Origin of the sequence: Humibacillus xanthopallidus, from assembly GCF_044793955.1 — a bacterium.
GTDB classification, from domain to species: domain Bacteria; phylum Actinomycetota; class Actinomycetes; order Actinomycetales; family Dermatophilaceae; genus Humibacillus; species Humibacillus xanthopallidus_C.
This window is the reverse complement of record NZ_CP084995.1, coordinates 2,230,783-2,256,347: the sequence shown is the minus strand read 5'-3', so window position 1 is coordinate 2,256,347 and position 25,565 is coordinate 2,230,783. Positions and strand designations below refer to the sequence as shown.

General features: G+C 72.8%; 26 protein-coding genes and 1 riboswitch. Of the genes, 3 read left to right on the top strand and 23 right to left on the bottom strand.

Going from position 1 to position 25,565, the window contains the following annotated elements; genetic code table 11:
- Positions 1–90: 90 nt before the first annotated feature.
- Positions 91–864, bottom strand: coding sequence for an imidazole glycerol phosphate synthase subunit HisF (gene hisF / locus LG278_RS09965; RefSeq protein ID WP_404393371.1), 774 nt, complete (start codon positions 862–864; stop codon positions 91–93).
- 53 nt (positions 865–917) lie between these two features.
- Between hisF and LG278_RS09960 the strand changes: the two genes are divergently transcribed.
- Together LG278_RS09960 and LG278_RS09955 are read left to right on the top strand one after the other, a co-directional pair.
- Positions 918–1,505, top strand: coding sequence for a hypothetical protein (locus LG278_RS09960; protein ID WP_404393369.1), 588 nt, complete (start codon positions 918–920; stop codon positions 1,503–1,505).
- A gap of 3 nt (positions 1,506–1,508) precedes the next feature.
- A complete protein-coding gene (locus tag LG278_RS09955; RefSeq protein WP_404393367.1) occupies positions 1,509–2,744 on the top strand; it encodes a CynX/NimT family MFS transporter in 1,236 nt (411 codons plus the stop codon).
- A gap of 56 nt (positions 2,745–2,800) precedes the next feature.
- On the opposite strand, the gene LG278_RS09950 is transcribed toward LG278_RS09955, so the two are convergent.
- The 12 genes from LG278_RS09950 to pnuC form a co-directional block, all read right to left on the bottom strand.
- On the bottom strand, positions 2,801–3,100 hold the full coding sequence (locus LG278_RS09950; RefSeq protein ID WP_404393365.1) for a hypothetical protein: 300 nt from the start codon (positions 3,098–3,100) through the stop codon (positions 2,801–2,803).
- A gap of 188 nt (positions 3,101–3,288) precedes the next feature.
- On the bottom strand, positions 3,289–4,491 hold the full coding sequence (locus LG278_RS09945; RefSeq protein ID WP_404393363.1) for a 2-oxo acid dehydrogenase subunit E2: 1,203 nt from the start codon (positions 4,489–4,491) through the stop codon (positions 3,289–3,291).
- Entirely contained in the window at positions 4,488–6,866 is a 2,379-nt protein-coding gene (locus tag LG278_RS09940; RefSeq protein WP_404393361.1) for an ATP-binding cassette domain-containing protein, read from the bottom strand. The genes LG278_RS09945 and LG278_RS09940 overlap by 4 nt, the downstream gene beginning before the upstream one ends.
- Positions 6,867–6,914: 48 nt before the next feature.
- Entirely contained in the window at positions 6,915–7,481 is a 567-nt protein-coding gene (locus tag LG278_RS09935; RefSeq protein WP_404393359.1) for a flavin reductase family protein, read from the bottom strand.
- Positions 7,478–8,005, bottom strand: a complete 528-nt coding sequence (locus tag LG278_RS09930; protein WP_404393357.1) for a PH domain-containing protein — start codon at positions 8,003–8,005, stop codon at positions 7,478–7,480. The genes LG278_RS09935 and LG278_RS09930 overlap by 4 nt, the downstream gene beginning before the upstream one ends.
- A 4-nt stretch (positions 8,006–8,009) precedes the next feature.
- Positions 8,010–8,855 carry an ATP phosphoribosyltransferase gene (hisG, locus tag LG278_RS09925; protein ID WP_404393355.1) on the bottom strand — a complete coding sequence of 282 codons (846 nt, stop codon included), beginning with the start codon at positions 8,853–8,855 and terminating at the stop codon, positions 8,010–8,012.
- A gap of 22 nt (positions 8,856–8,877) precedes the next feature.
- Positions 8,878–9,141, bottom strand: a complete 264-nt coding sequence (locus tag LG278_RS09920) for a phosphoribosyl-ATP diphosphatase (protein WP_404393353.1) — start codon at positions 9,139–9,141, stop codon at positions 8,878–8,880.
- A 44-nt stretch (positions 9,142–9,185) separates the two neighbouring features.
- Entirely contained in the window at positions 9,186–9,677 is a 492-nt protein-coding gene (gene ribH / locus LG278_RS09915; RefSeq protein WP_404393351.1) for a 6,7-dimethyl-8-ribityllumazine synthase, read from the bottom strand.
- A complete protein-coding gene (gene ribB, locus LG278_RS09910; protein WP_404393349.1) occupies positions 9,674–10,918 on the bottom strand; it encodes a 3,4-dihydroxy-2-butanone-4-phosphate synthase in 1,245 nt (414 codons plus the stop codon). The genes ribH and ribB overlap by 4 nt, the downstream gene beginning before the upstream one ends.
- On the bottom strand, positions 10,915–11,520 hold the full coding sequence (locus tag LG278_RS09905; protein WP_404393347.1) for a riboflavin synthase: 606 nt from the start codon (positions 11,518–11,520) through the stop codon (positions 10,915–10,917). Before LG278_RS09905 ends, ribB begins: the two co-directional genes overlap by 4 nt.
- Positions 11,521–11,528: 8 nt before the next feature.
- Positions 11,529–12,560: a bifunctional diaminohydroxyphosphoribosylaminopyrimidine deaminase/5-amino-6-(5-phosphoribosylamino)uracil reductase RibD gene (gene ribD / locus LG278_RS09900; RefSeq protein ID WP_404393345.1), complete on the bottom strand. Its 1,032-nt coding sequence runs from the start codon at positions 12,558–12,560 to the stop codon at positions 11,529–11,531.
- 2 nt (positions 12,561–12,562) lie between these two features.
- A complete protein-coding gene (pnuC, locus tag LG278_RS09895) occupies positions 12,563–13,324 on the bottom strand; it encodes a nicotinamide riboside transporter PnuC (RefSeq protein WP_404393343.1) in 762 nt (253 codons plus the stop codon).
- 119 nt (positions 13,325–13,443) lie between these two features.
- Positions 13,444–13,574: riboswitch (FMN riboswitch) on the bottom strand.
- Positions 13,575–13,720: 146 nt separating this feature from the next.
- Here pnuC and LG278_RS09890 point away from each other — a divergent pair.
- Positions 13,721–14,722, top strand: coding sequence for an alpha/beta fold hydrolase (locus tag LG278_RS09890; RefSeq protein ID WP_404393341.1), 1,002 nt, complete (start codon positions 13,721–13,723; stop codon positions 14,720–14,722).
- Between the two features lie 35 nt (positions 14,723–14,757).
- Here the strand turns inward: LG278_RS09890 and LG278_RS09885 are convergent, their stop codons facing one another.
- The 10 genes from LG278_RS09885 to metK all read right to left on the bottom strand — a co-directional run bounded on the left by LG278_RS09885 (position 14,758) and on the right by metK (position 25,543).
- Entirely contained in the window at positions 14,758–15,234 is a 477-nt protein-coding gene (locus tag LG278_RS09885) for a GNAT family N-acetyltransferase (RefSeq protein WP_404393339.1), read from the bottom strand.
- Positions 15,235–15,330: 96 nt separating this feature from the next.
- A complete protein-coding gene (rpe, locus tag LG278_RS09880) occupies positions 15,331–15,987 on the bottom strand; it encodes a ribulose-phosphate 3-epimerase (protein ID WP_404393337.1) in 657 nt (218 codons plus the stop codon).
- A 9-nt stretch (positions 15,988–15,996) separates the two neighbouring features.
- Positions 15,997–17,514 carry an RsmB/NOP family class I SAM-dependent RNA methyltransferase gene (locus LG278_RS09875; protein WP_404393335.1) on the bottom strand — a complete coding sequence of 506 codons (1,518 nt, stop codon included), beginning with the start codon at positions 17,512–17,514 and terminating at the stop codon, positions 15,997–15,999.
- A complete protein-coding gene (gene fmt, locus LG278_RS09870) occupies positions 17,507–18,454 on the bottom strand; it encodes a methionyl-tRNA formyltransferase (protein ID WP_404393333.1) in 948 nt (315 codons plus the stop codon). The genes LG278_RS09875 and fmt overlap by 8 nt, the downstream gene beginning before the upstream one ends.
- Position 18,455: 1 nt before the next feature.
- Complete coding sequence (gene def / locus LG278_RS09865) at positions 18,456–19,001, bottom strand: peptide deformylase (protein ID WP_404393331.1); 546 nt, start codon at positions 18,999–19,001, stop codon at positions 18,456–18,458.
- Positions 19,002–19,041: 40 nt separating this feature from the next.
- Positions 19,042–20,328 (bottom strand): MFS transporter, encoded by a 1,287-nt coding sequence (locus tag LG278_RS09860; protein ID WP_404393329.1) that lies wholly within the window; start codon positions 20,326–20,328, stop codon positions 19,042–19,044.
- Positions 20,325–20,873: an ArsR/SmtB family transcription factor gene (locus tag LG278_RS09855; RefSeq protein WP_404393327.1), complete on the bottom strand. Its 549-nt coding sequence runs from the start codon at positions 20,871–20,873 to the stop codon at positions 20,325–20,327. Before LG278_RS09855 ends, LG278_RS09860 begins: the two co-directional genes overlap by 4 nt.
- A 66-nt stretch (positions 20,874–20,939) precedes the next feature.
- Positions 20,940–22,217 (bottom strand): saccharopine dehydrogenase family protein, encoded by a 1,278-nt coding sequence (locus LG278_RS09850; protein WP_404393325.1) that lies wholly within the window; start codon positions 22,215–22,217, stop codon positions 20,940–20,942.
- Positions 22,218–22,242: 25 nt separating this feature from the next.
- Entirely contained in the window at positions 22,243–24,300 is a 2,058-nt protein-coding gene (locus LG278_RS09845; RefSeq protein WP_404393323.1) for a primosomal protein N', read from the bottom strand.
- Between the two features lie 16 nt (positions 24,301–24,316).
- Positions 24,317–25,543, bottom strand: coding sequence for a methionine adenosyltransferase (metK, locus tag LG278_RS09840; RefSeq protein ID WP_404393321.1), 1,227 nt, complete (start codon positions 25,541–25,543; stop codon positions 24,317–24,319).
- Positions 25,544–25,565: the final 22 nt, after the last annotated feature.

The following is a 25,565-nucleotide window of genomic DNA, read 5'->3' as shown; positions in this document are numbered from 1 at the left end:
CTGCCGTATGCCGCGTCGCCGGGTCCTCGACGCCGGCAGCGTCGTCATGGGCTGGCTTCGTCGTCCGCGTCGCTCAGCGCACGACGAAGCTCAGCGCACCACGACGCCGGCCGCGCGCAGCGCGTCCTTGACCTGCCCGACGGTCAGCTCGCCGAAGTGGAAGACACTGGCGGCGAGCACGGCGTCGGCGCCGGCCTCGACCGCCGGGGCGAAGTGCTGGGCCGCGCCCGCGCCTCCGCTTGCGATGACCGGCACCGACACGGCCGCCCGGACGCGCCGGATGAGCTCGAGGTCGAAGCCCTCCTTGGTGCCGTCGGCATCCATGGAGTTGAGCAGGATCTCGCCGGCGCCGAGCTCGGCCGCCCGGGCACACCACTCGACGGCGTCGAGGTCGACCGGAGTGCGCCCGCCGTGGGTCGTCATGACGAAGTCGTCCGTGGGCCGGCCGTCGTCGCCGATCCGGCGGCGCACGTCGGCCGAGAGCACGAGCACCTGGGCGCCGAAGCGCTCGGCGATCTCGGCGATCAGCTCGGGGCGTGCGATGGCCGCCGTGTTGACCCCGACCTTGTCGGCGCCCGCGCGCAGGAGGCGGTCGACGTCGTCGACCGCGCGCACTCCCCCGCCGACGGTGAGCGGGATGAAGACCTGCTCAGCCGTGCGTCGCACGACGTCGTAGGTCGTCTCGCGGTTGCCGCTGCTCGCCGTCACGTCGAGGAAGGTCAGCTCGTCGACGCCCTGGGCGTCGTAGACCTTCGCCAGCTCGACCGGGTCGCCGGCGTCGCGGAGGTTCTCGAAGTTGACGCCCTTGACGACACGGCCCGCGTCGACGTCGAGACAGGCGATGACCCTCGTGGCAACCGGCATGGACCAAATCTAGGCCAGTGGCCGATGACGGCCGCACCGGTAGGGTCGCCGCCATGTGGCATCAGCTGACCGAGCCCGCTCGAGACTCCGATGTCGAAGCCGTCGTGTCGCTGGCCCGAGAGGCCGAGCCCCGTTGCGGCGCAACGGTGGTCGTCGCCATCGACGGGCCCAGCGGCTCGGGCAAGACGACGCTCGCCAAGGGCGTGGCCGACGCGCTGGAGGGGCTCGGCACGGTCGAGGTGGTGCACATGGACCTCATCTTCCCGGGGTGGGACGGACTCGCCGAGGCCCCGGGACTGCTCACCACGCAGGTGCTCGAGCCGATCGCGCAGGGCCACCCGGCGGCATACCGGACGTGGAGCTGGGTGCGCGACGAGTGGCACGGGACCCGCACGGTCGCCGCGTCGCGCTTCCTCGTCGTCGAGGGCTGCGGGAGCAGCGTCGGGCCCGCCGGGGCGTATGCCGCGGTGCGCGTCTTCGTCGAGGCCGGGCGGGCGCTGCGGATGCGCCGCGGTATCGCCCGCGACGGCGAGGGCTACCGCCCGAACTGGGAGCGGTGGGCCGAGCAGGAGGCGCGCCTCTATGCCGCCGACGGCACGAGGGAGCGTGCCGACCTCGTCATCGACACCTCTAGTCTCTGAAGGGTGCCCCGACCCGCCCCGTCCGACGACACGCGGTCTGCTGCGCCGCCGTCGGCTCCCGTCCGGCGACCGCTGCCGCCCGCGTGGATCATGGCGCTCGCCCTGCTCGCGGTCGCTGCCAACCTGCGCACCGCGATCACGAGCGTGCCGCCGCTGCTCGACGCGATCTCGGCCGACCTCGGCCTCAGCCACGCTGCCGCCGGGGCCCTGACCACCCTGCCGGTGCTCTGCATGGGCCTCTTCGCCCCGGTCGCGAGCGTCGTCGCCCACCGGTTCGGCGCCGTCGCCGCGGTGCTCGGGGCGATCCTGGCGATCCTCGCCGGCACCGCGAGCCGCTTCGCCGCCGACTCGTGGCCCATCCTCTACCTCGGCACGGCCCTCGCCGGCGTCGGCATCGCCCTGGCCGGCACGCTGCTCCCGCGACTGGTCAAAACCTTCTTCCCACCCGAGCGCGCCGGCCTCGTCACGGGGCTCTACATGCTCGCGATGATGGGCGGCGCCGCGCTGAGCTCGGCGCTCTCGGTGCCGCTCGCCGACCGCTTCGGCTCGTGGCAGGCCTCGCTGGGCTCGTGGTCGGTGATCGCCCTCGTCGGCACCCTCGCCTGGGCGCCCTTCACGAGGCGCGCCAACCCGCACCACACGCCCGACGAGGCGGGGCGCGGGCGTCTGCCGTGGCGCCACCGCACGGCGTGGCTCGTCGCCGCCTATCTCGCACTGCAGTCGTGGGCCTTCTACTCCGCGGTCACGTGGCTCGCGCCGACCTACGTCGAGCAGGGCTGGTCGCCGTCGTCGGCGGGCTACCTCGCTGCCGTCTTCAGCGGCACCCAGATCGTCTCCGGACTGCTCGGTCCGGTGCTGAGCGACCGCGCCACCGACCTTCGTCGGCTCCTGCTGCCCGTCGCCGCGCTCGGCACGCTGGGCTGCATCGGCATCTGGCTCGCGCCGCTGGCCGCCCCTTGGCTGTGGGCGGGCGTGGTCGGGCTCGGTCAGGGCGCGGCCTTCTCGCTCGGGCTCGTGCTGCTCGTGCGGTATGCCGCGACGCCCGAGGCGAGCGGCCGGCTGACCGGCATGGCCTTCTTCGCCTCCTACAGCATCGCCTCGATCGGGCCGATGGCGATGGGTCTCGTGCGTGACGTCACCGGCGGCCTCGGGCCCGTCTGGGCGGTGCTCGCGGCGGTCGGTGTCGTGCAGGCGGTTGTCGTGCTGCGCCTGCGCCCGGGACTGCGCCGCATCGACTAGGCCGTGCCTCTCACGGTCCGGACCCCGGACCTCGGACACCGCGAAGCGGCTCGGGGTCAGACGGGATCGGTGAACGAGATCGGCTTGCCCGAGGCCTGGGCGTAGGCGATCTCCCTGCTTGTGGACTCCCCGATGTATCCGCCCGGGTTGACGACCAGCACCCGGTCAGCCAGGTCGATCTTGCGCAGGTGGAGGGCGTCCAGCGCGGTCTTCTGCTCGTGGGTGATCACCTCGTCCGCTTCGCCGGGCGCGACGACGATGACACCCGCGAAGGTCAGGTCACGGTTTGCCGCACGCATCTCGTCCACGAACCGGGCGGAGCCGCAGATGCAGACGATCTCAGGTCGGTCGGGCACGGCTCAGTCCTTCTCGTCGAACGGGAGACCGTCCATGTGCGGTGAGACATCACGGGCCGGCTCGGGAGGCAGCAGTGTACGCAGCGAGCTGGACACCACGCGGCTGCCTGGCAGCCGAGTCGCAGCCGGAGCCCGGGCCTGCTCGAGCTCGTCGGTCGGCCCTCGGTCGGCCCTTGGTCAGCCCTCGGTCAGCCGTCGGTCAGGACCGCGGCGGTCGTCAACAGGTGTCGGAGCTCGGCGACGAAGCGCGTTGCCGGTGCGCCGTCGACGACGTTGTGGTCGATCGTCACCGTCAGGTCGAGGACGTCGCGCACCACCACGTCGTCGCCGACCGCACGCGGCCGTCGGCTCAGCCCGCCGACGACGATGCTGAGCGAGGCCAGCGTCGGCGGGGCGATGGCGAAGCCGTCGCCGCCGGCGAACATCCCGACCGCGGTCACCTGGACGGTGCCGGTCGAGAGGTGGGCGCGACGGGACCGGCCCAACGCGGCATACATCGCCGGGTAGAGGCCCGGCACGTGACCGAGTGCCGGCGCGACGCTCCTGAGGAGGCGCCCGCCCGTCGTCGAGTCCGCGTCGTGCTGGACCGATCGGATCTCGGCCGTGACGTCGTCGACGGCACGGGTGTCGGCGTCGCGCACGACGTGCACGAGCCCGAAGGGGCCCTCACCCGTCGGGACCTCGATGAGGGTCTGCACGTCGACGAAGTGGTGCTCGACCAGCCGACCCCGCCAGTCGCGGTAGGCGTGCACCTGCGGGTGCGCGGCGGCCGCGCGACCGACCGAGGCCACGACGAAGGCCGTCAGCGAGAGCGGTGGGTCTGCGTCCACGAGGAGCCGGCGCGCCTCGGTGACGTCGACCTCGACGAGCCCGTGCATCGGCACCATGCGTCGTCCGGCACGCACCGCGGCCGTGACGAGTCGCCGGCTCGGGGGGAACGGGCGCACCACGACGGAGCGCGGGCGCAGCGCCGGTCGGTCAGCAGGCACGGTGCTGGCCTCGACCGTCGCGAGCCACTCCTCGACGGACCCCACGCGGAGGACTCGCGGGTGGAAGTGGAAGACGCTCTCGTGACGGATCTCGCCGACGACGACCACGTGCTGCAGCTGCCCGAGCTCGGCTCGGGCGAGCGCTGCGCCCAGCTCGACGAAGAGTCCCCGACCGGCCTGCGCGCTCGATGCCAGGACGACGACCGCCTCGGCGGTCAGCACGGCGTCGAGATCGGTCCGCGCGATCGCGGCGGACCGATCGGGACGCGAGGCGTAGTCCTGCGGCAGCTCGAGATCCTGCGACCAGTCGTGCGTGAGCTCGTGGCCGGCGGCGACGATCGTGCGCTGCGCCTGCGTCACCGCGGCGATGTCGGACAGCTCACCGGCGACGTAGACCTTCACGTCGCGACATAGGCGGCGAGGTGCGTGCCGGTGAGCGTGGACGCGTCGGCCACGAGGTCGGCGGGAGTGCCCTCGAAGACGACGCGACCGCCGTCGTGCCCGGCTCCGGGACCGAGGTCGATGATCCAGTCGGCGTGGGCCATCACCGCCTGGTGGTGCTCGATGACGATGACCGAGCGTCCCGACTCCACGAGCCGGTCGAGCAGCCCGAGCAAGTTGTCGACGTCGGCGAGGTGCAGGCCCGTCGTCGGCTCGTCGAGGACGTAGACCTCGCCCTTCTCGGCCATCTGGGCGGCGAGCTTGAGGCGCTGGCGCTCACCGCCGGACAGCGTCGTCAGGGGCTGGCCGAGCGTGATGTAGCCGAGCCCCACGTCGACGAGCCGCCCGAGGATCGTGTGGGCGGCCGGGGTGCGGGCCTCACCCTCGGCAAAGAAGTCCAGCGCCTCGGACACCGGCATCGCCAGCACCTCGGCGATGTTGCGCCCGCCGAACTCGTAGCCCAGCACCGCGGCCTGGAAGCGCCGGCCCTCGCACTCCTCGCAGGTCGACTCGACGGTCGCCATGACTCCGAGCTCGGTGTAGATGACACCGGCGCCGTTGCAGGCCGGGCAGGCGCCCTCGGAGTTGGAGCTGAAGAGCGCCGGCTTGACGGCGTTGGCCTTGGCGAACGCCTTGCGGATCGGTTCGAGCAGACCGGTGTAGGTCGCCGGGTTGCTACGGCGTGAGCCGCGGATCGCGCCCTGGTCGACGACGACGACCCCCTCTCGCCCCGCCACCGACCCATGGATGAGCGAGCTCTTGCCCGACCCTGCGACTCCGGTGACGACGCAGAGCACGCCGAGGGGGATGTCGACGTCGAGGTCGCGCAGGTTGTGGGCCGCGGCGCCACGCACCTCCATCACCCCGGTCGCCGAGCGGGTCGAGTCCTTGAGCCGCACCCGGTCATCGAGGTGGTGACCGGTCACGGTGTCGCTGCCGCGCAGCCCCTCGACCGTGCCCTCGAAGACGACCTCGCCGCCGCCCGAGCCGGCACCGGGACCGAGGTCGACGACGTGGTCGGCGATGGCGATCGCCTCGGGCTTGTGCTCGACGACGAGCACGGTGTTGCCCTTGTCGCGCAGCTGGAGCAGCAGGGCGTTCATGCGGTCGATGTCGTGCGGGTGCAGCCCGATGGTCGGCTCGTCGAAGACGTAGGTCACGTCGGTGAGGGACGACCCGAGGTGCCGGATCATCTTGGTGCGCTGCGCCTCCCCGCCCGACAGCGTGCCAGCGGGACGGTCGAGGGAGAGGTAGCCCAGGCCGATCTCGGCGAAGGAGTCGAGCAGGTGCTGCAGGCCACGCAGCAGGGGCGCGACCGACGGCTCGGACAGGTCACGCAGCCAGTCGGCGAGGTCGCTGATCTGCATCGAGCACAGGTCGGCGATGTTCTTGCCCTTGATCTTCGAGGACAGCGCCTCCTGGGACAGGCGGGTGCCGTTGCAGTCGGGGCAGGTCGTGAAGGTGACGGCGCGCTCGACGAAACGGCGCACGTGCGGCTGCATGGCGTCGAGGTCCTTGGAGAGCATCGACTTCTGGACCTTCGTGAGCACGCCCTCGAAGGTGAGGTTGACGCCCTCGACCTTGATCTTCTCCGGCGGGCCGTAGAGCAGCTTCTGCAGCTGCTTCGCCGTGAAGGTCCCGACCGGTTTGTCCATCGGCAGTCCGGCGCCGCTGAAGATCCGGCCGTACCACCCGTCCATGCTGTAGCCGGGGACGAGGAGGGCCCCCTCGGCGAGCGACTTGCTCTCGTCGTAGATCGCGGTGAGGTCGAAGTCGTTGACAGCGCCCATCCCCTCGCACCGGGCGCACATGCCGCCCTGGTAAACCGCCTCACGGACGACTGAGGTCTCCTGCCGGTTGCCGCGGTCGGTCTTCATGACCCCGCTCGCGACCCGGGTCGGCACGTTGAAGGCGAAGGCGGTCGGCGGCCCGATGTGCGGCGTGCCGATACGGCTGAAGAGGATCCGCAGCATGGCGTTGGCGTCGGTCGCAGTGCCGACGGTCGATCTCGGGTTGGCGCCCATCCGCTCCTGGTCGACGATGATCGCCGTCGTCAGCCCGTCGAGGAGGTCGACCTCGGGCCGGGCCAGCGACGGCATGAAGCCCTGGACGAAGGCGCTGTAGGTCTCGTTGATCATCCGCTGCGACTCGGCAGCGATCGTGGCGAAGACGAGCGAGCTCTTGCCGGAGCCCGAGACGCCGGTGAAGACCGTCAGGCGTCGCTTCGGCAGCTCGATGCTGACGTCCTTGAGGTTGTTGACCCGGGCCCCGTGCACCCGGATGCGATCGTGGCTGTCAGCGACGTGCGTGCCCGTCCTCGTCGTCGTCCCGCTCATCGTGTCTCCGTCCCCTCGGCGTGATGCGCGACCCACGGTAGTCCCGAGTCAGCCCCAGTAGTCGTCGAGCGGCTCGGCGCCGTCGTCTCCGCCGGAGGGGGTGCGCCGCTCGGTCACGCTGAGGCGACCGCGGTAGAAGAGCATGGGCCGGCCGGACTCTCCGTCCTCGAGCTCCACGACGCGGCCGATGACGACGTCGTGGTCTCCGGCGACGTGCACCTGCTCGACGGTGCAGTGGATGCGCATGAGCACCCCCGGCAGCCCCGGGCCGCCGGAGCGCGCCGGCAGCCAGTCGAGTCCCTCGAAGCGCCGCCCGGTCGACGAGCCGAAGCGCTCGATGAGGTCGCGCTGCGCGTGACCGAGGACGTTGACGGTGAAGCGACCCGCCTCGCGCATGCGCGGCCAGGACCGCCCACGGTGGTCGGCACAGAAGAGCACGAGGGGCGGGTCGAGCGACACCGAGGCGAACGACTGGCACGCGAAGCCCACCGGATCGCCTTGTGCCGTCAGGCCGGTCACGACGGTGACGCCCGTGGCGAAGTGGCCGAGGGCGTGACGCATGCGCTCCGGCGTGGGGTCGCCCTGCTGCAGCTCACCACCGGTGCCGTCGCTCACGACTCCCCGCCGCCTGGCCCGGCTCCCCCGCTGCCGTCGCCGTGGCGTGACTCCCCGAAGGCCTGCACGAGTGCTGCGAGGCGTGACGCCTCACGTCCCGCGACGTCGCCGTCGGCCTTCTGGATCGCCATGACGGCGAGGGTGTCGCCGTCGTCGAGGTCGAGCGACACCCACGGCTCGCCACCACCGAACTGCACGCCGACGACCTCCGGCCAGCTGAGGGTGCGGGTGAGCACGAGGTTGCGGACCACGAGGCCCTCGCGCGTCGGCACCGCCGAGATGGAGGCGTAGCGCCAGGCGACGACGGCGATGACGACGCCGAGGGCGAAGAACATCAGTCGGTCGACGATGCTCCACTGCCCCAGCGTCTCGGCGGGCATGAGCACCGCCAGCCCCCCGAAGACGGCGAGCGAGGCCCACGCGACCCCGAAGGCGACGGCCCGACCGCGCCGCGGCCGGAACGTCGCGAGGGCGTCACCTTCACCGGACGGGATGGAGGCGTCGGGCCCGTCGGGCGCGCTCACGGCGTCACAGGCGGCACGCCGCGATGTCGGTGACGAGGATGGCGCGGGCCCCGAGGTCGTAGAGCTCGTCCATGAGCCGGTTGCGGCCGATGCGCGGCACCATGGCTCGCACGGCGACCCAGGCGTCGTCCTGCATCGGCGACACGGTGGGCGACTCGAGACCCGGCGTCAGCTCGGTCGCCTTGTCGACGAGCTCCTTGGGGCAGTCGTAGTCGAGCATCACGTAGGTGCGCGCGGTGATGACGCCCGCGATGCGTCGTTCGAGCACCGACACCGCCTGCTCCTCGCCCGGCCGGTCACCGCGGATGAGCACGGCCTCGGACTGCAGGATCGGCTCACCGAAGACCGCGAGGCCCTGGCTGCGCAGCGTGGCGCCCGTCTCGACGACGTCGGCGATGACGTCGGCGACACCCAGGGTGATGGCGGTCTCGACCGCCCCGTCGAGGCGCACGACCTCGCCGGTGAGACCGCGGGCCGCGAGGTCGGCGCGGACGAGACCCGGATAGCTCGTCGCCACCCGCTTGCCGTCGATGTCGTCGACCGTGGCCACCTGGCCCGGGCGGGCGGCATACCGAAAGGTCGAGCCCCCGAAGCCGAGCGCCATCACCTCGACGGCGGCGGAGCCGGAGTCGAGCAGCAGGTCGCGTCCGGTGACGCCGCCGTCGACGGTGCCGGAGCCGACGTAGACGGCGATGTCACGAGGGCGCAGGTAGAAGAACTCGACGTCGTTCTCGACGTCGGTGACGACGAGCTCCTTGGTGTCGCGGCGCGTGCGGTAGCCCGCCTCGCGAAGCATCTCGACGGTGGCGTCGGACAGGGAGCCCTTGTTGGGCACGGCAATTCGCAGCATGGGGGTGGGGTCCTCTGGGGTCTTACAGGTGGGCGTAGACGTCGTCGAGCGTGATGCCCTTGGCGAGCATGAGGACCTGCAGATGGTAGAGCAGCTGGCTGATCTCCTCGGCGGCCTCGGCGTTCGACTCGTACTCCGCGGCCATCCAGACCTCGGCCGCCTCCTCGACGATCTTCTTGCCGATCGCGTGGACGCCGGCGTCGAGCTGCGCGACGGTGCCGGATCCCTCGGGTCGGGTCGCCGCCTTCTCGGCCAGCTCGGCATACAGCTGCTCAAAGCTCTTCACGGTCCCCCAGCCTACGTGGGGCCGGGACGGGGTCCGTATGCCGCTCACCCCGTGGCGCTCAGGGGCCCGGCGTCGCTTGCGGCACGGAGCGCAACGACGGTGGCCACCGCGGCCGTGGCGGCCTCGTGGCCCTTGTCCTCGGCGGAGCCGGGCAGCCCGGCCCGGTCGAGCGCCTGGGCCTCGTCGTCACACGTGAGCACGCCGAAGCCGATCGGCACGCGGGTGCGCACGGCTACCTCGGTGATGCCGACGGTCGCCGCCTGGCACACGTAGTCGAAGTGCGGTGTGCCTCCACGGATGACGACGCCGAGCGCGACGAGCGCGTCGAAGCGGTCGGCGAGGGCGGCGCAGGCGACGGGCAGCTCGAAGGTGCCGGGCACGCGCACGACCTCGACGTCCGTGACGCCGGCCTCGGCGAGGCCTCGGAGGGACCCGCCCAGCAGGCCGCCCATCACCTGCTCGTGCCAGCTCGCCGCGACGACGGCGATCCGCAGGCCGGTGCCGTCGGCGGCGATGGTGGGGGCGCCGTCCTTCATGCTGTCTCCTTGCTCTGGTGCGCGGCGGGCGCCGCCGGGATGTCGTGGCCGAGCCGCTCGCGCTTGGTGATGAGGTAGCCGGCGTTGTCCTCGCCCACAGGTCCGTGGAGTCGCTCGACGGCGACGACGTCGACGCCGAAGTGGCGCAGGGCCGAGACCTTGGTCGGGTTGTTGGTGAGCAGGACGACCTGCTCGGCGCCGAGGTCGTGCAGGATCGCGGCGCCGGCGGCATAGTCACGGGCGTCGACGGGCAGGCCCAGCGCGGTCTGCGCGTCGACGGTGTCGGCGCCGGCGTCCTGCTCGGAGTAGGCGCGCAGCTTGTCGACCAGGCCCACTCCCCGGCCCTCGTGACCGCCGAGGTAGACCACGACGCCACCCTCGCGCCCGACTCGGGAGAGTGCGGACTGGAGCTGCGGGCCGCAGTCGCACCGCAGCGAGCCGAAGGCGTCGCCCGTGAGGCACTCGCTGTGCAGCCGGGTGAGCACGGGGCCGGGTCGTCCGAGCGCCTGGAGGCCGCGCGGGCTGACGAGCGCGACGTGCTCGTCGCCGGTGAGGGTGTCGCGGTAGCCGTGGGCGGTGAAGGTGCCGTGGACCGTCGGGATGCGGGTCGTCGCGAGCCGCTCGACCCGGTCGAGACGCTGCCGCCAGGCGATGAGCGACTCGATGGTGATGACCGGCAGCCCGGCCTCCGCGCCGAGGGCCACGACGGCGTCGTAGCGCATCATCCGCCCGTCGTCGTGGACGAGCTCCCCGATGACCCCCACCGGCGCGAGACCGGCGAGCCGGGTGAGGTCGACGGCTGCCTCGGTGTGCCCGGGCCGGGTGAGCACGCCGCCGTGCCGCGCCCGTAGCGGCAGCACGTGCCCGGGGCGCACGAGGTCGCTCGGCGCCGAGGCGGGGTCGGCGAGCACCCGCACGGTGCGCAGGCGGTCGGCGGCGCTGATGCCCGTCGTGACCCCACGGGCCGCGTCGACCGACACCGTGTAGGCGGTGCGGAGCGGGTCGCGGTTGTCGGTCACCATGAGAGGCAGCTCGAGCCGGTCGGCCAGCTCGGCCGGCATCGGCGCGCAGAGGTAGCCCGACGAATGGCGCACGGTCCAGGCCATCCACTCCTGCGTGGCCGTCTCGGCGGCCAGCACGAGGTCGCCCTCGTTCTCGCGCCCCTCGTCATCGAGCACGAGCACCGGTCGCCCGTCTCGGAGGGACTGTAGGGCCTGCTCGATCGTGGCCAGCCCGATCATCGCTGCACCGCCGTCCGGGCCCCGAGCAGCCGCTCGACGTACTTCGCGATGACGTCGACCTCGAGGTTCACGACGTCGCCGACTCGCTTGTGCCCCAAGGTGGTCAGGGCGAGAGTCGTCGGGATGAGCGACACCGAGAAGCTGTCGTCGCCGACGGAGGCGACCGTGAGCGAGACACCGTCGACGGTGATCGACCCCTTCTCCACGACGTATGCCGCGAGGTCGGGTGGGAGCGTCAGCTCGACTGTCTCCCAACGGTCCCCGGGGGTGCGCCGGGTGATCGTGGCCGTGCCGTCGACGTGCCCCTGCACGACGTGGCCGCCGAAGCGACCGTCGGCGCGCATGGCACGCTCGAGGTTGACGCGGTCGCCGGGCTCGAGCGCTCCGAGGGCGCTGCGGCTCAGCGTCTCCGCCATGACATCGACGGCGAACTGCTCGCTGTCGTGATCGGTCACGGTCAGGCAGACGCCGTTGACGCAGATCGAGGCCCCGTGCACCGCGTCGCTGACGACGAGCGGGCCCCTGATGCGCAGCACGGCCGAGTCGGCGCCGTGCTCGATGGCACTGACCGTGCCGAGCTCCTCGACGATTCCGGTGAACATCGTTCTGATCACTGCTCCTCTTCGGTGCTGTCACTGGGTCGTGCGTGCACGCGCACGTCTCCCCCGATGACCTCGACGTCGACGGTCTCGAGCCGCCGGATGTCCGCGATGGTGGTGATGCCGAGGTCGTCGACGACGGGGCGCCCGGCCCCGAGGAGCGCGGGCGCGAGGTAGGCGTAGACGTCGTCGACGAGCCCGGCGGTGACGAAGGCAGCAGCCAGGGTGGGGCCGCCCTCGAGCCAGACGTCGCGGACGCCGGTGTGCCACAGCTCCTTGAGGGCGCGCTCGGGATCGCGCGTGCGCAGGTGCAGCACCTCGCCGGGGCCGCGGTGCACCTGTGCCGAGCCGGGCACGTCGCGCAGGCCCATCACGACGCGGAGCGGCTGACGCTCGGCGAGCCCGCCGTCCGGCATACGGGCGGTGAGGCGCGGGTCGTCGGCGAGCAGGGTGCCGGTGCCGACCAGCACGGCGTCGCGGGTCGCCCGCAGGGCGTGAGTGTCGGCGCGGGACGCGTCGCTCGTGATCCAGCGGCTCGTGCCGTCGGCGGCCGCGCTGCGACCGTCGAGGGTGGCTGCGAACTTCCAGGTCACGAGGGGCCGGCCGAGCGCGACACCGCGGGCCCACCGGTCGTTGAGCGCGCCCGCCTCGTCGGCGAGCACCCCCCCGATCACGTCGACCCCGGCGGCGTGCAACCGCTCGGCCCCACCCATGGCATCGGGGTTCGGGTCGGACTGGGCGAAGACGACCCGAGCCACCCCCGCCATGACGAGGGCGTCGGCGCACGGCCCGGTGCGGCCCGTGTGCGCGCAGGGCTCGAGGGTCACGTAGGCGGTCGCACCCCGGGCCTGCTCGCCGGCCCTGCGGAGCGCCTCGACCTCGGCGTGCAGCGTGCCGGCCCCGTGGTGGTGTCCCTCTGCGACGACGCTGCCGTCCGGCGCGACGATCACGCACCCGACGCGGGGGTTGGGGTCGGGCCACGGCCCGGATGCGGCGAGGTGGAGGGCTCGCCGCATCCAGGTCGAGGCAGTCGTGTCAGCCATGCTCAGCCCGTCGCCGATCTCGCGAGGGTCGCCTCGGGGTCGGGCTGCTCGGTGCGTGAGGCCTTGACCCACTGGGTGAAGCCGTAGATGACGAACAGGCCGTAGAACGTGTAGAGCACCGCCGTCGGCACGTAGCCCGTGGCGAAACCGAAGGGGATGCCGACGAGGTCGACCCCGATCCAGGCGAGCCAGAACTCGTTCCACCCGCGCGCCATGGCGTAGGTGGCGACGATCGAGCCGACGAAGATCCAGGCGTCGCACCAGAAGAACCACCACTGCGGGGTGAAGTAGGGGTTGGGCGAGAGGCTCCAGAGCCAGACGAAGACCTGGTGCACGACGACGGTGCCGACGAGCCAGAAGGCGACGACCGCCGTGCGCTCCTTCGCCGTCGCCCATCGCGGGGTGATGGCGGCGCCGGTCGGGTCGTCGGCGTGGTTGAGCCGGCGCAGCCGGGACCACCGCCACCAGCCGTAGATGCTCGTGATGATGAAGAAGACCTGGCGGCCGGCCTGCCCGAAGAGCGGGATGCGCTCGTCCGCGCCGAAGACGGCACCGAGGTACACGAAGAAGAGCATGACGTTGGCGATGATGCCGACGGGCCAGGCCCAGACCCACCGGCGCATGCCGAGGTAGGCGGAGGCGAGGCCGATCAGCACGCCGATCAGCTCGAGCCAGTGCAGCTGGTAGGGGCCGATGGCGATCGCCGCCTCGATGGCGCGCTGGAAGACGTTCTGTGTCTCGTCGGCCAGGGCAAGTGCCTGCATGGGGTGTTCGACCTCGCGTCGTTCGTCGGTGCACGGACGAACTCCGGGGGAACTCCCACACGCCGCAGGGTGCCGGGTCGCGGCGTGCGGACGCCGAAGACCCAGACCATGACGGCCTGTCTCGTGCTGCCTCCCATCCGGACTTTCACCGTCGGTCCCGGAATTTCACCAGATCAACCGGCCGCTGGCTGCGGCCGGGTCGCGGACTTTAACCGCCGGCTCGGAATTACACCGACCCCGGAGCACGTGCATCCAGTATGCACCCGCGTCCACCCGCGACGCACACCCTGACCACGTGACGGCCGCCACGACGCGGGGTGCAGGCTGCCTGGGTCGGGGTCATGATGAGAGGGGCCGAGGCTTCGCCACGGCTCCCATCGGAGGGCGGAGGGTCCCGTGCGCTGTGACGACTGGGGCGTTCGCTCGCAGCAGTGGGCGGGCCTGCGCAGCGTGTCGACGAGCGTGTGCGGCGTGCCCGTGCACTACGTCCTCGCGGAGCCCACCTCTGCCGCCGCGCCCGCGTCACCGGTTCACCTGCTCGTGCCCCCGATGACCGGCAGCGCGAGCATGTGGCTCGACCTCGTTCCGCACCTGAGGCGCTTCGGCACGGTGGTCGCCGTCGACCTCCCGGGCACGGTCACGGGTCACACCGGTGACCCCTATCGGCGAGGGCCCTCCGCGCACCTCGACGCTCTCTTCGTGTCGGCCTTCGTCCGGCGGCTCCGGCTCGACCGCCCGGTGGTGCTGCACGGCTGGTCGACGGGTGGCCTCGTGGCGGCGCTGGCTGCGGGGATGATGCCCGAGCAGACTCGGGGAGTCGTCCTGGTGGCCCCGACGCTGCCCTGGCGCCGCGCGTCGCCCGTCGAGGCGCTCGGGTGGCAGACGATGGGACGCCTCGCCGTGGCAACGGGCCCGCCCCTGGCACGCATCGTGCTGCGACTGGCCGGCCGGCGCATCGTGGACGCCAAGCGGAACGCGATCCTCACAGGGGGTGCCGTCTCACCCGGCCGCGCCGGCCCGGTCGGCGGCGACCCGAGCCGTGTCTCGCGCGCGCAGGTCGACCTGTGGCTCGAGAGCCTCGAGGTGGCCCGCGAGCACCCCGAACGGCTGGCGGGCACGGCCACGGCGTTGGCGTCGGCCGTCAGGGCCATGTTCATCACGCAGCGCCCGACCACCGAGGCGCTCGATGCGCTGCGGATGCCGGTGCTCGTCCTGCGCGGCACCGACGATCCGCTGGTCGACCCCGCGTCGCTCACAGAGCACGCCCGGCGGCCGGGCTGGACCCTCCGGGCGGTCGACGGCGCCGGCCACCTGCTTCCGGTCGAGGCGCCCGACCTCTGTGCGCAGGCCGTGGGCAAGTGGCTCGCCGACACCGGACCGACCGCCGACAAGGCCTGAGACCACGGCCGTGACGCGGCGGCTCGCTGCAGCGATCAGTCCCGCCGCATGGCGGCGATGCGAACGTCGGAGCCGTCCCGCAACGGCTGGCTCTCGCCGGTGCCCGTGAAGCCGTGCCGTTCGTAGAGGCGACGAGCGGTGCTGTTGCCGTGCGTGACATGCAGGTGCAGGGATCGTCCCGCTGCCTCGGGGTGGCTCAGCAGGTCGTGAAGGATGCGGGAGGCCAAGCCATGACCTCGTGACGCCGGCTCGACCCACATCCCCCAGACGAACGCGTCGTCCGACTCCGGCGGCACATACAGCCCACCCATGGCGACCGGCACCTGGTCGGCGAACGCGAGGATGACCGGGCCGGCACCGGCCGCGCGGTCCCGCCACACCTGCGGAGGTTGCGCCGTGGCGTCGGCCAGAGTTGCGCCGAACGCGTCGGGTGAGTCCGCCAGCGCCTTCAGGCGCACCGCACGCAAGGCCTCCCAGTCGTCGGGGGTGATGACACGCAGCTCGAGCTCCACGGCCAGCAGGCTAGCCCGGCCTCCTCCGCCTCCTGACGTCGCCGGGTGCTGCAGCCGCTTGCCGGCGACAACCGCTGACTCAGTAACCGCGCCCGGTCAGTGCCGGTGCGCGACGGCGAGAGCCCGCAGCTCGTCGACCGCGGCAGCGGCGTCCTCGGCGCCGTAGACGGCCGACCCCGCGACGAAGACGTCGGCACCGGCCTCGGCGCACTGCTCGATCGTGTCGGCACTCACGCCACCGTCGACCTGCACCCAGATCTCGCCGCCGTGACGTCGCACGGCCTCACGCACCTCGCGCACCTTGGGCATCTGGTCGGCCATGAACGACTGCCCCCCGAAGCCGGGTTCGACGGTCATCACCAGCACCATGTCGAGCTCGGGCAGCAGGTCCTCGTAGGGCGCGAACGGCGTCGCGGGCTTCAGCGCCATCGACGCCCGCGCACCGGCCGCGCGCAGCCCCCGCGCCAGGGTGCGCGGGTCGCGCGCCGCCTCGATGTGGAAGGTGACCGACTGGCAGCCCGCCTCGGCGTACTTCGGCGCCCACCGGTCGGGATCCTCGATCATCAGGTGGGCGTCGATCGGCACGGGGCTCACGCGCACCAGGGCCTCGACGACGGGCAGCCCGAGGGTGAGGTTGGGCACGAAGTGGGCGTCCATGACGTCGACGTGGGCCCAGTCGGCGTTGGCGATGCGCCGCAGCTCCGACTCGAGGTTGGCGAAGTCGGCCGACAGGATGCTCGGTGAGATCTGCACGGGGCGAATCTACTTCTTGCGCAGCAGCGCGAAGAACATCGCGTCGGTGCCGTGGACGTGTGGCCAGAGCTGGACGAAGGGTCCCTCGCCGAGCTCCGGCAGCTGCTCCCCCGACGCGTCGACGAAGAGTGGCCGGGCATCGACCACCTCGACGTCGTCGCGACGCTTGAGGATGTCTGCGACGACGAAGCGGGTCTCGTTGAGGTGCGGGCTGCACGTCGCATAGCCGACGAGGCCGCCCGGGGCGGTGGCCTCGATGCCCGAGGCGAGCAGCTCGCGCTGCAGGCCGGCGAGGGCCGCGACATCCGCGGGGCTGCGCCGCCAGCGCGCCTCGGGGCGGCGGCGCAACGCACCGAGGCCGGTGCACGGCGCGTCGATGAGCACCCTGCTGTATGCCGCCGGGTCGACCTCCCCCATCTCGCGCCCGTCGCCGTGGCGGACTTTCAGACTCGTGTCGGCCTCGCGTGCCGCCAGCCGCGCAGCAGCGAGCGTCTGCCACACGAGGTCGGCGCGGTGCTCACTGATCTCGTTGGCGACAAAGGGAATTCGTCGCTGGATGGCGAGCGCGGCGAGCAGCCCGGCCTTGCCGCCCGGCCCCGCGCACAGGTCGAGCCAGCGCTCGTCGGCAGCCGCCGCCCCTTGGACCTCGGCCCCCGCCAGCGCGAGCACGAGCAGCTGCGACCCCTCGTCCTGCACGGCCGCCCTGCCGTCGCGCACCGCGTCGACGGCGCCGGGGTCGCCCTCGGGCAGGACGGCGCCCACCGGGCTGAGGCCGGTGCGCTCGGCCCCGAAGTCCTCGAGCTCCTCGAGCGAGCACAGACCCGGGCGTGCCACGAGCGAGACCTTGGCGGGCTCGTTGTCGACCTCGAGCAGCGCGGCGAGCGATGCCTCGGCCTCGTCAGGGGTGGTGGCGCCGTGGCCGATGAGGGCGGCGCGCAGGGCCTTGGCGACCCAGACGGGGTGCGACGTGCGCAGGGCCAGCCGCTCGACCGGGTCGGTGATGCCTTGTGACACGAGCTCGACCCACGCGTCGGGCTCGCGCTCGCTGATGCGCCGCATGACGGCATTGACGAAGCCGGCTGCCCCGGCTCCGTTGACCTGGCGCGCGAGGGCCACCGTCTCGTCGACGGCGGCGTGGGTGGCCACCCGCATGCCGAGCACCTGGTGGGCCCCCAGCCGCAGGGTGTCGAGCACGTTGGCGTCGATCTTGTCGACGGGGCGGCCGGCGGCTGAGGCGATGATCGCGTCGTAGAGGCCGGACAGTCGGGTCGCGCCGTAGACGAGCTCGGTCGCGAAGCCGGCGTCCCGACCGGTGATCCGCTTGTCGCGCAGGAGCCTCGGCAGAGCGAGGTTGGCGTAGGCGCCGTCGGCGATCTCACGCATCGCCGTGTAGGCCGTCAGGCGGGCCAAGTCGGTGCGGCGGGCCCGCTCGGACGGCCGCTGCTCCGAGCGGTGCCGGGCCGACCGCTCGCGGGCCGGGGGCCGCTGCCGGTCGCCGCGCCGGGCCCTGCTCTCGTCGTCACTCATCGCCGACCCGCTCTCCCGCCTCGATGCGCGTGCCGCGGGCCCAGTCGGCCGCCGCCATCGGCTTCTTGCCGTGCGCCTGCACCGCGCCCAGCCGCACGGGCACGGTGCCGGTGCCGACGTGGACGGCCTTCTTCGTGACGAGCAGGACTCCGGGGTCGAGATGCCCGAGGGCAGTCCTCTCGTCGTCGGTCGGCAGCGTCACGGGCTCGACCTTGAGGCGCTGACCGCGGAAGGTCGTCCAGGCGCCGGGCGCCGGGGTGCAACCGCGGACGCGACGGTCGACGGCCGTGGCCGGGTGCTCCCAGCGGATGCGGGCGTCGCCGACCTCGATCTTCGGCGCGAGCGAGACCCCGTCACCACCCTGCGGCCGCGGCACGAGGTCGCCGGTCTCGAGGCCGTCGAGCGTGGCGACGAGCAGTCCGGCCCCTGCGGTGGCGAGCCGCTCGAGCAGCGTGCCGGCGGTGTCTGCCGGCCGGATCGTCTCGGTCATGAAGCCGAGCACCGGTCCGGTGTCGAGTCCCCGCTCGATGAGGAACGTCGAGGCGCCGGTCACCGTGTCGCCGGCCATGATGGCGTGCTGGACGGGGGCCGCGCCGCGCCAGGCGGGCAGCAGCGAGAAGTGCAGGTTGACCCAGCCGAGGCGCGGGATCTCGAGAGCGGCCGGCGGCAGGAGGTTGCCGTAGGCGACGACCGGGCACGCGTCGGGGGCCAGGCCGCGAAGCGCCTCGAGGAAGTCGGGGTCACCGGCCCGGGCAGGGGTCAACACCGGCACACCGAGCTCGTCGGCCCGGCGTCGCACGGGCGAGGCCTCGAGACGGCGGCCGCGACCCGACGGGGCGTCGGGGCGGGTCACGACCCCGACGAGCTCGTGGCTCGATGCCGCCACGGCCTCGAGACTCGGCACCGCGGCTTCCGGCGTGCCGGCGAAGACGACTCTCACGTCACATCGCCCGGCCGAAGGTCGAGTGCGGGCTGATGCGCACCTCGGTCGGGCTCTCGGCGAACCAGTCGGACTCGCGGATCGCCCGCATCGCCTCGCGCCGCGCCTCCGGGTCGAGCCGGTCGACGAAGAGCACGCCGTCGAGGTGGTCGGTCTCGTGCTGCACGCAGCGGGCGAGCAGCTCGGTGCCCTCGAGCACGACCGGCTCGCCCCACATGTCCTGGCCGCGCGCCACGACAGACAGGGCTCGCTTGGTGTCGAACGCGACGCCGGGGATCGAGAGGCACCCCTCCGGCCCGTCCTGCTCCTCGTCGGAGAGGTCGAGGCTCGGGTTGACCAGGTGACCGAGCACGCCGTCGACCCAGTAGGTGAAGACGCGCAGCCCCACCCCGATCTGCGGCGCGGCGAGGCCGGCACCGGGTGCATCCATCATCGTGTCCTCGAGGTCCTTGACGAGGACGCGGAGCTGCTTGTCGAAGTCGACGACGTCGACCGCCGGCGTGCGCAGCACCGGGTCACCGAAGAGGCGGATGTCCTTGATCGACACGGGTCTCCTGGGTGCGCGGGCGGATGGTGCGAGCGCAAGTCTAGGACCGCTCCGCGGGCGTCGTCGGCCCGACCCGCTCGCTGCGCTGCTCATCGACCGGCTCCTCCGACGACCGGCCCAGGTCGCGCACCGACCGCGACAGCAGGGCCAGCACCGCGATGACGACGTAGACCCCGGCGCTCAGGAGGATGAGGGTCTCGACGTCGACCGTCGTCGCGAGCCAGCCATAGAGGAAGGTCCCGATCGGCATCGCCACGAAGGAGCCGAGGGCGTCATAGCTCGACACGCGCGAGAGCACGGTGACGGGAATGTGCTCGTGCAGGGCCGTGCTCCAGCCCACGCCGAAGACCTCGACGGCAGCGCCCGCGACGAAGAAGCCGATGGCCACGGGGATCAGCGCCGGCGCCGCACCGAGCAGCACCATCGGCACCGCGAGGGCGCACATGGCGAGCATGCCCGCCCGGAGCGGGTGCTCGAGGCGCAGCCGCAGCATGACGATCGTCATGAGGACCGTGCCGGCAGCCTCGGCGCTCAGCGCCAGCCCCCAGCCCGCCTTGCCGATGGCATCGGTCGAGGTGGCGATGAGCGGGCCGAGCACGCCGATGACACCCACGTGGATGGCGTTGAGCAGGCCGAAGGCGAGCACGACCACCCAGAGCCACTCGCGGCGGATGAACTCTGTCCACCCCTCGCGCAGCTCGTGCACCATCGAGGGCCTCCGTGCCCGGCCTGGCTCCGCCCGAGGCAGACCGACACGGCTCAGGCAGACGATGGCGACGGCATACGTCAGCGCATTGACCGCGAGGGCCCAGCCGGGCCCGACGCCGACGACGAGGAGCCCGGCGACCGCGGGCCCGATGACGGTGAGGCCACTGCGGCTGAAGGACAGCAGCGCGTTGGCCTCCTGCAGCCGCGACCGGTCGACGACGAGGGGGACGATGCCCATCATTGCCGGCATCGTGAAGGCCGTCACGGCGCCGTTGATGCCCTCGATGACCGTCAGCTGGGTCAGCGTGGCGTCGCCGCTGATGATGAGGGTCGCTGCGGTGGCCTGGGTGACGAAGGTCAGCGCGTGCGAGACCTGGAGCACGACGATGCGCGAGAACCGGTCGGCCACCACCCCGCCGACGAGCAGGAAGACGACCATCGCCAGGGTGCGCACGCCCAGCACCTGCGCCAGCGCGCCGGCGGAGGCGTCGATGTCGAGCACGGCGAAGGCGAGCGACACCGGCACCATGACCGAGCCGGCCGTCGAGACCGTGCGCGCCGTGAAGTACCACGCGAACCGGCGGTCGCCGAGCGCGCCGAGCGACTCCTTGATCCTCATCGGGTGCCCCGGCTCTCGGGCAGCAGCTCGAAGGCGGCCACCGAGAGGTTGGCCCGCACGGTGCCCTCGGTGCGCGGCGGCTGAGCGCTGGCGTGGAGCAGGGCGCTCGCCTCCCCGACGAGCGAGACGACGCGGGACCAGACCTCGGGCTCCACCCACAGGTCGGCGTCGGTGAGGTGGGTGCCGTCAGGGGCACCCGGCCGCCGGTCGGCGAAGCGGGCCGGGATGGCGTCGGCGAGGACCCGCACGTAGTGCTGGGCGTCGCCGTCAGCCGCGGGCGCCGCCCCTGCAGAGCGCGGCGCGTCCCAGACGTGGCGGTAGCGCTTGGCGAGCCCCCCGCGCACGTTCTCCTCGCTCGCGATGACGAGCAACCCCGCGTCGTGGAGCAGCCGCAGGTGGTAGCTCGCGTTGGCCTGGCTGACATCGAGCTCGCGGGCGACCTCGGCGGCGCTCAGCTCGGCGCCGGTGAGCAGCGAGAGCATCTGCAGCCGCAGCGGGTGCGCCGTCGCCCTCAGGTCACTGATCCGTTCATCCTCCAAAGACATGTTTGGCAGTATGCGGCGCGGCGGGCACGACCGTCAAGCACTTCTTTGGGGGTTGTCGGGCGACCGTCAGTCCGCCGTGACCTCCGCGACGTCGAAGGTGAAGCCGTGCTCGCGCAGCCGCTCGACGAGCACCTCGCCGAGAGCGGTGGCCGGCGTGCACACCCCGGTGCGCCCCGGCACGCCGTCATCGCCGTCGAACGCGAGCGCGAGGGCGGTCTGGCCGAGCATCACCGCGGTGCCGCCGTAGCCGGGGTCGTAGTCGGCGCCGACCTTCGTGCGGTAGCGACGCCCCTCGGTCGTCGTCGTGCGGATCTCCATGCGGAAGCGGCCCGCCGCCCGCTCCTCGGGTCCCGGGCCCTCTCCCGGCTTGGGCAGGAAGCGGTCGATGACCGCGCGCGTCGGGCTGTAGGCGAGGCCGGTCACGACCCCGCCCAGGCCGACGGCCATCCCGCCCGCCAGCAGGGGCGACAACGGGCCTGATCCGAAGTCGGTCGCCTCGCGGTAGCGGAACGAGCGCCCGTAGGACCAGCCCGAGAGGGTGTTGGACAGGCGCACGATGCGCGTGTTGAACGACGCCATCACGAAGGGCCCGGTCCAGCGTCCGGTCTCCGGGTCGCGGTCGATCGGCACGAGGCGCCGCAGGGTGCCCAGCACTCCCCCGGCAGGTGGCCGGCCACCGCCCGACGGCTCCTCGGAGCGGCGGGGGCTCAACGCGTAGGGGTCGGAGATCGTGCGCCGGGCGGCGGCGTCGGTGCGCGTCGTGATGGCCTGCTGGCGGGCGGAGTCGATGGTGCCGCCCGAGAAGCCGCCCTTCATCGAGCGCACGAGCAACGTCGTCTCACCCAGCTCGCCCGCGTCGTCGGCGCTCGCGCGCTGGGCCGTGACGAGCACCCCGAGGTCGGAGGGGATCGAGTCGAAGCCGCACGCGTGGACGATGGCGGCCCCGGTCTCGCGGGCCCGCGTGTCGACCTCGTCGAGCGACCACCGCACGAAGAGCACCTCGCCCGTGAGGTCGGCGTAGTGCGTGCCCTCCTCGGCGCAGGCGCGCACGACCTCCTTGCCGTATGCCGCGTAGGGCCCGACCGTGCTGGCGAGCACCGTCGTGCGCGCGGCCAGCCCGCGCAACCCGGCCGAGTCGGTGGCGTCGACCTCGACGAGCGGCCAGTCGAGGGCGCGTCCACCGATCTCGGCGCGCGCGGTCTCGAGCTTGGCGCGCGAGCGGCCGGCCAGCGCGATGCGAGCGCCGTCGGGAGCGTGCTCGGCCAGGTGGGCGGCCGTGAGCACCCCCACGAAGCCGGTCGCGCCGAAGAGGACGATGTCGAGGTCACGCTCGCGGTCGGGCATGCCGTCACTCTCCCACGGGCGCGGGTCAGAACATGTCGAGCGGGTCGACCCGCACCGCGACGACCTCGGCCTCCTTGCGCGCCGATCGCACGGCCTTGAGGGCGATGAGCGCACGGGTCAGCTCGAGCGTCGCCGCGAGGGGCACGCGCACGAGCACGTGGTGGTCGGCCACCGCCCGTGCCGGGGCATCGCCCTCGGCAGGGGCGCCTCCGCGGTGTGGCGCTGACGGTGCGTGAGGGACCGGTCCGAGCACCTGCGCCCCCGGAGGCAGTCCCTGCTGCTCGAGCTGGTGCAGCGCCCCCTCGAGCGCCCGGCGCGAGCCGGTCAGCTGGGCGACGCGCAGGGCGGGCGGGAGGCCGAGCTCGGCACGCTCGGCGAGCTCGCGCTCCGCGAGCCAGGCGGGGTCCCAGCGCACGAGAGCCTCGACGGCGGGGAGCGCGACGGCCTCGGGAGCCCCGCAGAGCACCGTGGCACGGCCCGGTCGGGTGAGCGCTGCGGCGGCCAGCCACCGGCGCACCGCCTCGAGCGGTGCGTCGAGCACGGGCAGGTCGAGGCTGGCCCAGGCATCGAGCAGCAGCACGGCCGTGTAGCCGCCCTCGGCGACCGGCTCGGCGCCCGGGGTGGCGATGACGAGCGCCGGGTCGCCGCCCACGGTCGCGAGCACGTCGCCCGACCCCGAGGTGTGCACGGGCGTGCCGGGGAAGGCCCGACCGATCTCCTCAGCCGTGCGCTTGGCACCGGTGACCGCCGACCGCAGCCGACGGGAGCCGCAGTGCTGGCACTCGAAGGTGCCCGCGGCGACGACGAGGCCACACCAGCGACACGCCGGCGGCGTCCCCGAGCCGCTGACCGACACCGGCCCCCGGCACCGGGTGCATCGCACGGGGGTGCGGCACTCGGCACAGCTGAGGGAGGGCAGGTAGCCGCGGCGCGGCACCTGCACGAGCACCGGGCCGTCGACGAGGGCGTCCTTGGCGACGCGCCACGCCCGTGAGGGCAGGTGCGCCCGCGCTGCCGGGCCATCGCGCTCCTCGTCGAGTCCTTCCCCCGCGACCGTCACCCGCGGCATCGCGCTGCGCAGGGCAGTCGGGTCGGCCTCGACGGGCACGAGGTCACCGGCCTCGATGCCGACCTGCAGTCGCAGGCTGCGCCCGAAACCGCCGGCGAGCAGCGCCGCCCCCGTCGCCGCCGACCGCAGGCCGAGGACGACGCCGGTGTGGTGGTAGGGCGCCCGGGGCTCGGCCAGCAGGTCGTCGCCGTCGTCCCACCAGGCGACGAGGCCGAGATCGTGTACGGGGGCGAAGGCCGCGGCCCGCGTGCCGATCACGATGCGCACGTGACCCCGCAGGACCTTGAGCCAGGCGGTGTAGCGGGCCTGCGGACCCTGGTCGGCCGTGAGCCGCACGTGCCGTCCCTTGCCCAACAGCTGCGTGAGGGCGGCGTCGAGCCGGTCGACGTCGCGGTGGTCGGGCAAGACGACGACGCTGCCGCGGCCGGCGGCCAATGCCGTCGTGGCGGCGACCGCCAGGGCCACGGGCCAGTCGTGGTCGGGTCGGCGACCGGGCAGCGCCGTCCACGCGGCGGCCGGCCCCTCCCCCGACGCGACCCGCCTCAGCCACGCAGGACCGGCAGGGTAGGCCGTCCACGGACCCGGCTCGGGTGCCTCGACGGACTCCTGCGGCGGGCTCTCCAGGGCGAGGGCGCGCTCGGCCGTGGCGTGGCGCCGGGGCACGGCGAGGCGCAGCACGTCACTCAGCGTGCCGGCATACCGGTCGGCGACGGCGCGACACAGGGCGAGCACCTCGGGGGTCAGCACCGGCTCAGGGCTGACGACGCGGCGCAGCGGAGTCAGCCGGCCCTCGTGCTCGGGGTGGTCGCGCCGCTCGACGACGAAGCCGTCGAGCTCGCGCCCGGCGAAGCGCACCCGCACGCGGGCGCCCGGCTCGGCGCCAGCGGCCAGCTCGTCGGGCACGGAGTACTCGAAGACACGGTCGAGGTGCGCGAGGGGCGTCTCGACGACGACGGCAGCGACCGGCCGGTCGGCCGGTCGCTGCCGTCGTCGCATCGTCTCGTCGTCGCCCACGGGGGCGAATCTAGCCTCAGCCGGAGACGGCCTGCCTCAGGGCGTCCACACGGTCGGTCCGCTCCCACGTGAAGGGGTTCTCGACGCCGTCGGCCTTGGTGCGGCCGAAGTGCCCGTAGGCGGCCGTTGGCTTGTAGATCGGGCGCAGCAGGTCGAGCGCGTCGACGATCGCGGCCGGGCGCAGGTCGAAGACCATGCCGATGGCGTCCTGGATCTTGTCGACGGGCACCGTCTCGGTGCCGAAGGTCTCGACGTAGAGACCGACGGGCTGGGCCTTGCCGATGGCATAGGCGATCTGGACCTCGCACCGCCGGGCCAGACCCGCCGCCACGATGTTCTTGGCCACCCAGCGCATCGCGTAGGCACCCGAGCGGTCGACCTTGCTCGGGTCCTTGCCCGAGAAGGCGCCGCCGCCGTGGCGGGCCATGCCGCCGTAGGTGTCGACGATGATCTTGCGACCGGTGAGGCCGGCGTCGCCCATCGGGCCGCCGATCTCGAAGCGCCCCGTCGGGTTGATGAGCGCGCGGTAGCTGCTCACGTCGAGGTCGGTGCCGCTCTCGCGCAGCTCGGCGAGCACGGGCTCGATGACGTGGGCCCGGATGTCGGGCTCGAGCATGCCCTCGAGCGAGACGTCGGGCGCGTGCTGGGTCGACAGGACGACGGTGTCGAGCTTGACCGCGCGGTCACCCTCATAGGAGATGGTGACCTGCGTCTTGCCGTCGGGGCGCAGGTAGGCGAGCTCGTCGTTCTTGCGCACCCGGGTGAGGCGCTCGGAGAGACGGTGCGCGAGGTGGATGGGCAGCGGCATGAGCTCGGCCGTGTCGTCGCAGGCGTAGCCGAACATCAGGCCCTGGTCGCCGGCGCCCTGCTTGTCGAGCAGGTCGTCGACGTCGCCGCCGGTGCGGTGCTCGTGGGCCGTGTCGACGCCCTGGGCGATGTCGGGAGACTGCGCGCCGATGGAGATCGAGACGCCGCAGGTGCGGCCGTCGAAGCCCTTCTGCGAGCCGTCGTAGCCGACCTCGAGGATGGTCTCTCGCACGAGCTTGGGGATCTCGACGTAGCCGGTCGTCGACACCTCGCCCGCGACGTGGACGAGACCGGTCGTGACGAGGGTCTCGACCGCCACCCGCGCCTGCGGGTCGACGGTCAGCAGGGCATCGAGGATCGAGTCGCTGATCTGGTCGCAGATCTTGTCCGGGTGCCCCTCGGTGACGGACTCAGACGTGAACAGACGTGCAGGCACTTGCTCTCCCTAGCTCGGGGTG

What these genes read in the sequence shown, in the direction of transcription:
- hisF (WP_404393371.1), bottom strand. Translation starts at nt 864, where the DNA reads ATGCCGGTTGCCACGAGGGTCATCGCCTGTCTCGACGTCGACGCGGGC.
- LG278_RS09960 (WP_404393369.1), top strand. Translation starts at nt 918, where the DNA reads ATGTGGCATCAGCTGACCGAGCCCGCTCGAGACTCCGATGTCGAAGCC.
- LG278_RS09940 (WP_404393361.1), bottom strand. Translation starts at nt 6,866, where the DNA reads ATGAGCGGGACGACGACGAGGACGGGCACGCACGTCGCTGACAGCCAC.
- hisG (WP_404393355.1), bottom strand. Translation starts at nt 8,855, where the DNA reads ATGCTGCGAATTGCCGTGCCCAACAAGGGCTCCCTGTCCGACGCCACC.
- ribH (WP_404393351.1), bottom strand. Translation starts at nt 9,677, where the DNA reads ATGAAGGACGGCGCCCCCACCATCGCCGCCGACGGCACCGGCCTGCGG.
- ribB (WP_404393349.1), bottom strand. Translation starts at nt 10,918, where the DNA reads ATGATCGGGCTGGCCACGATCGAGCAGGCCCTACAGTCCCTCCGAGAC.
- LG278_RS09905 (WP_404393347.1), bottom strand. Translation starts at nt 11,520, where the DNA reads ATGTTCACCGGAATCGTCGAGGAGCTCGGCACGGTCAGTGCCATCGAG.
- ribD (WP_404393345.1), bottom strand. Translation starts at nt 12,560, where the DNA reads ATGGCTGACACGACTGCCTCGACCTGGATGCGGCGAGCCCTCCACCTC.
- pnuC (WP_404393343.1), bottom strand. Translation starts at nt 13,324, where the DNA reads ATGCAGGCACTTGCCCTGGCCGACGAGACACAGAACGTCTTCCAGCGC.
- LG278_RS09875 (WP_404393335.1), bottom strand. Translation starts at nt 17,514, where the DNA reads ATGAGTGACGACGAGAGCAGGGCCCGGCGCGGCGACCGGCAGCGGCCC.
- LG278_RS09860 (WP_404393329.1), bottom strand. Translation starts at nt 20,328, where the DNA reads ATGAGGATCAAGGAGTCGCTCGGCGCGCTCGGCGACCGCCGGTTCGCG.
- LG278_RS09855 (WP_404393327.1), bottom strand. Translation starts at nt 20,873, where the DNA reads ATGTCTTTGGAGGATGAACGGATCAGTGACCTGAGGGCGACGGCGCAC.
- LG278_RS09850 (WP_404393325.1), bottom strand. Translation starts at nt 22,217, where the DNA reads ATGCCCGACCGCGAGCGTGACCTCGACATCGTCCTCTTCGGCGCGACC.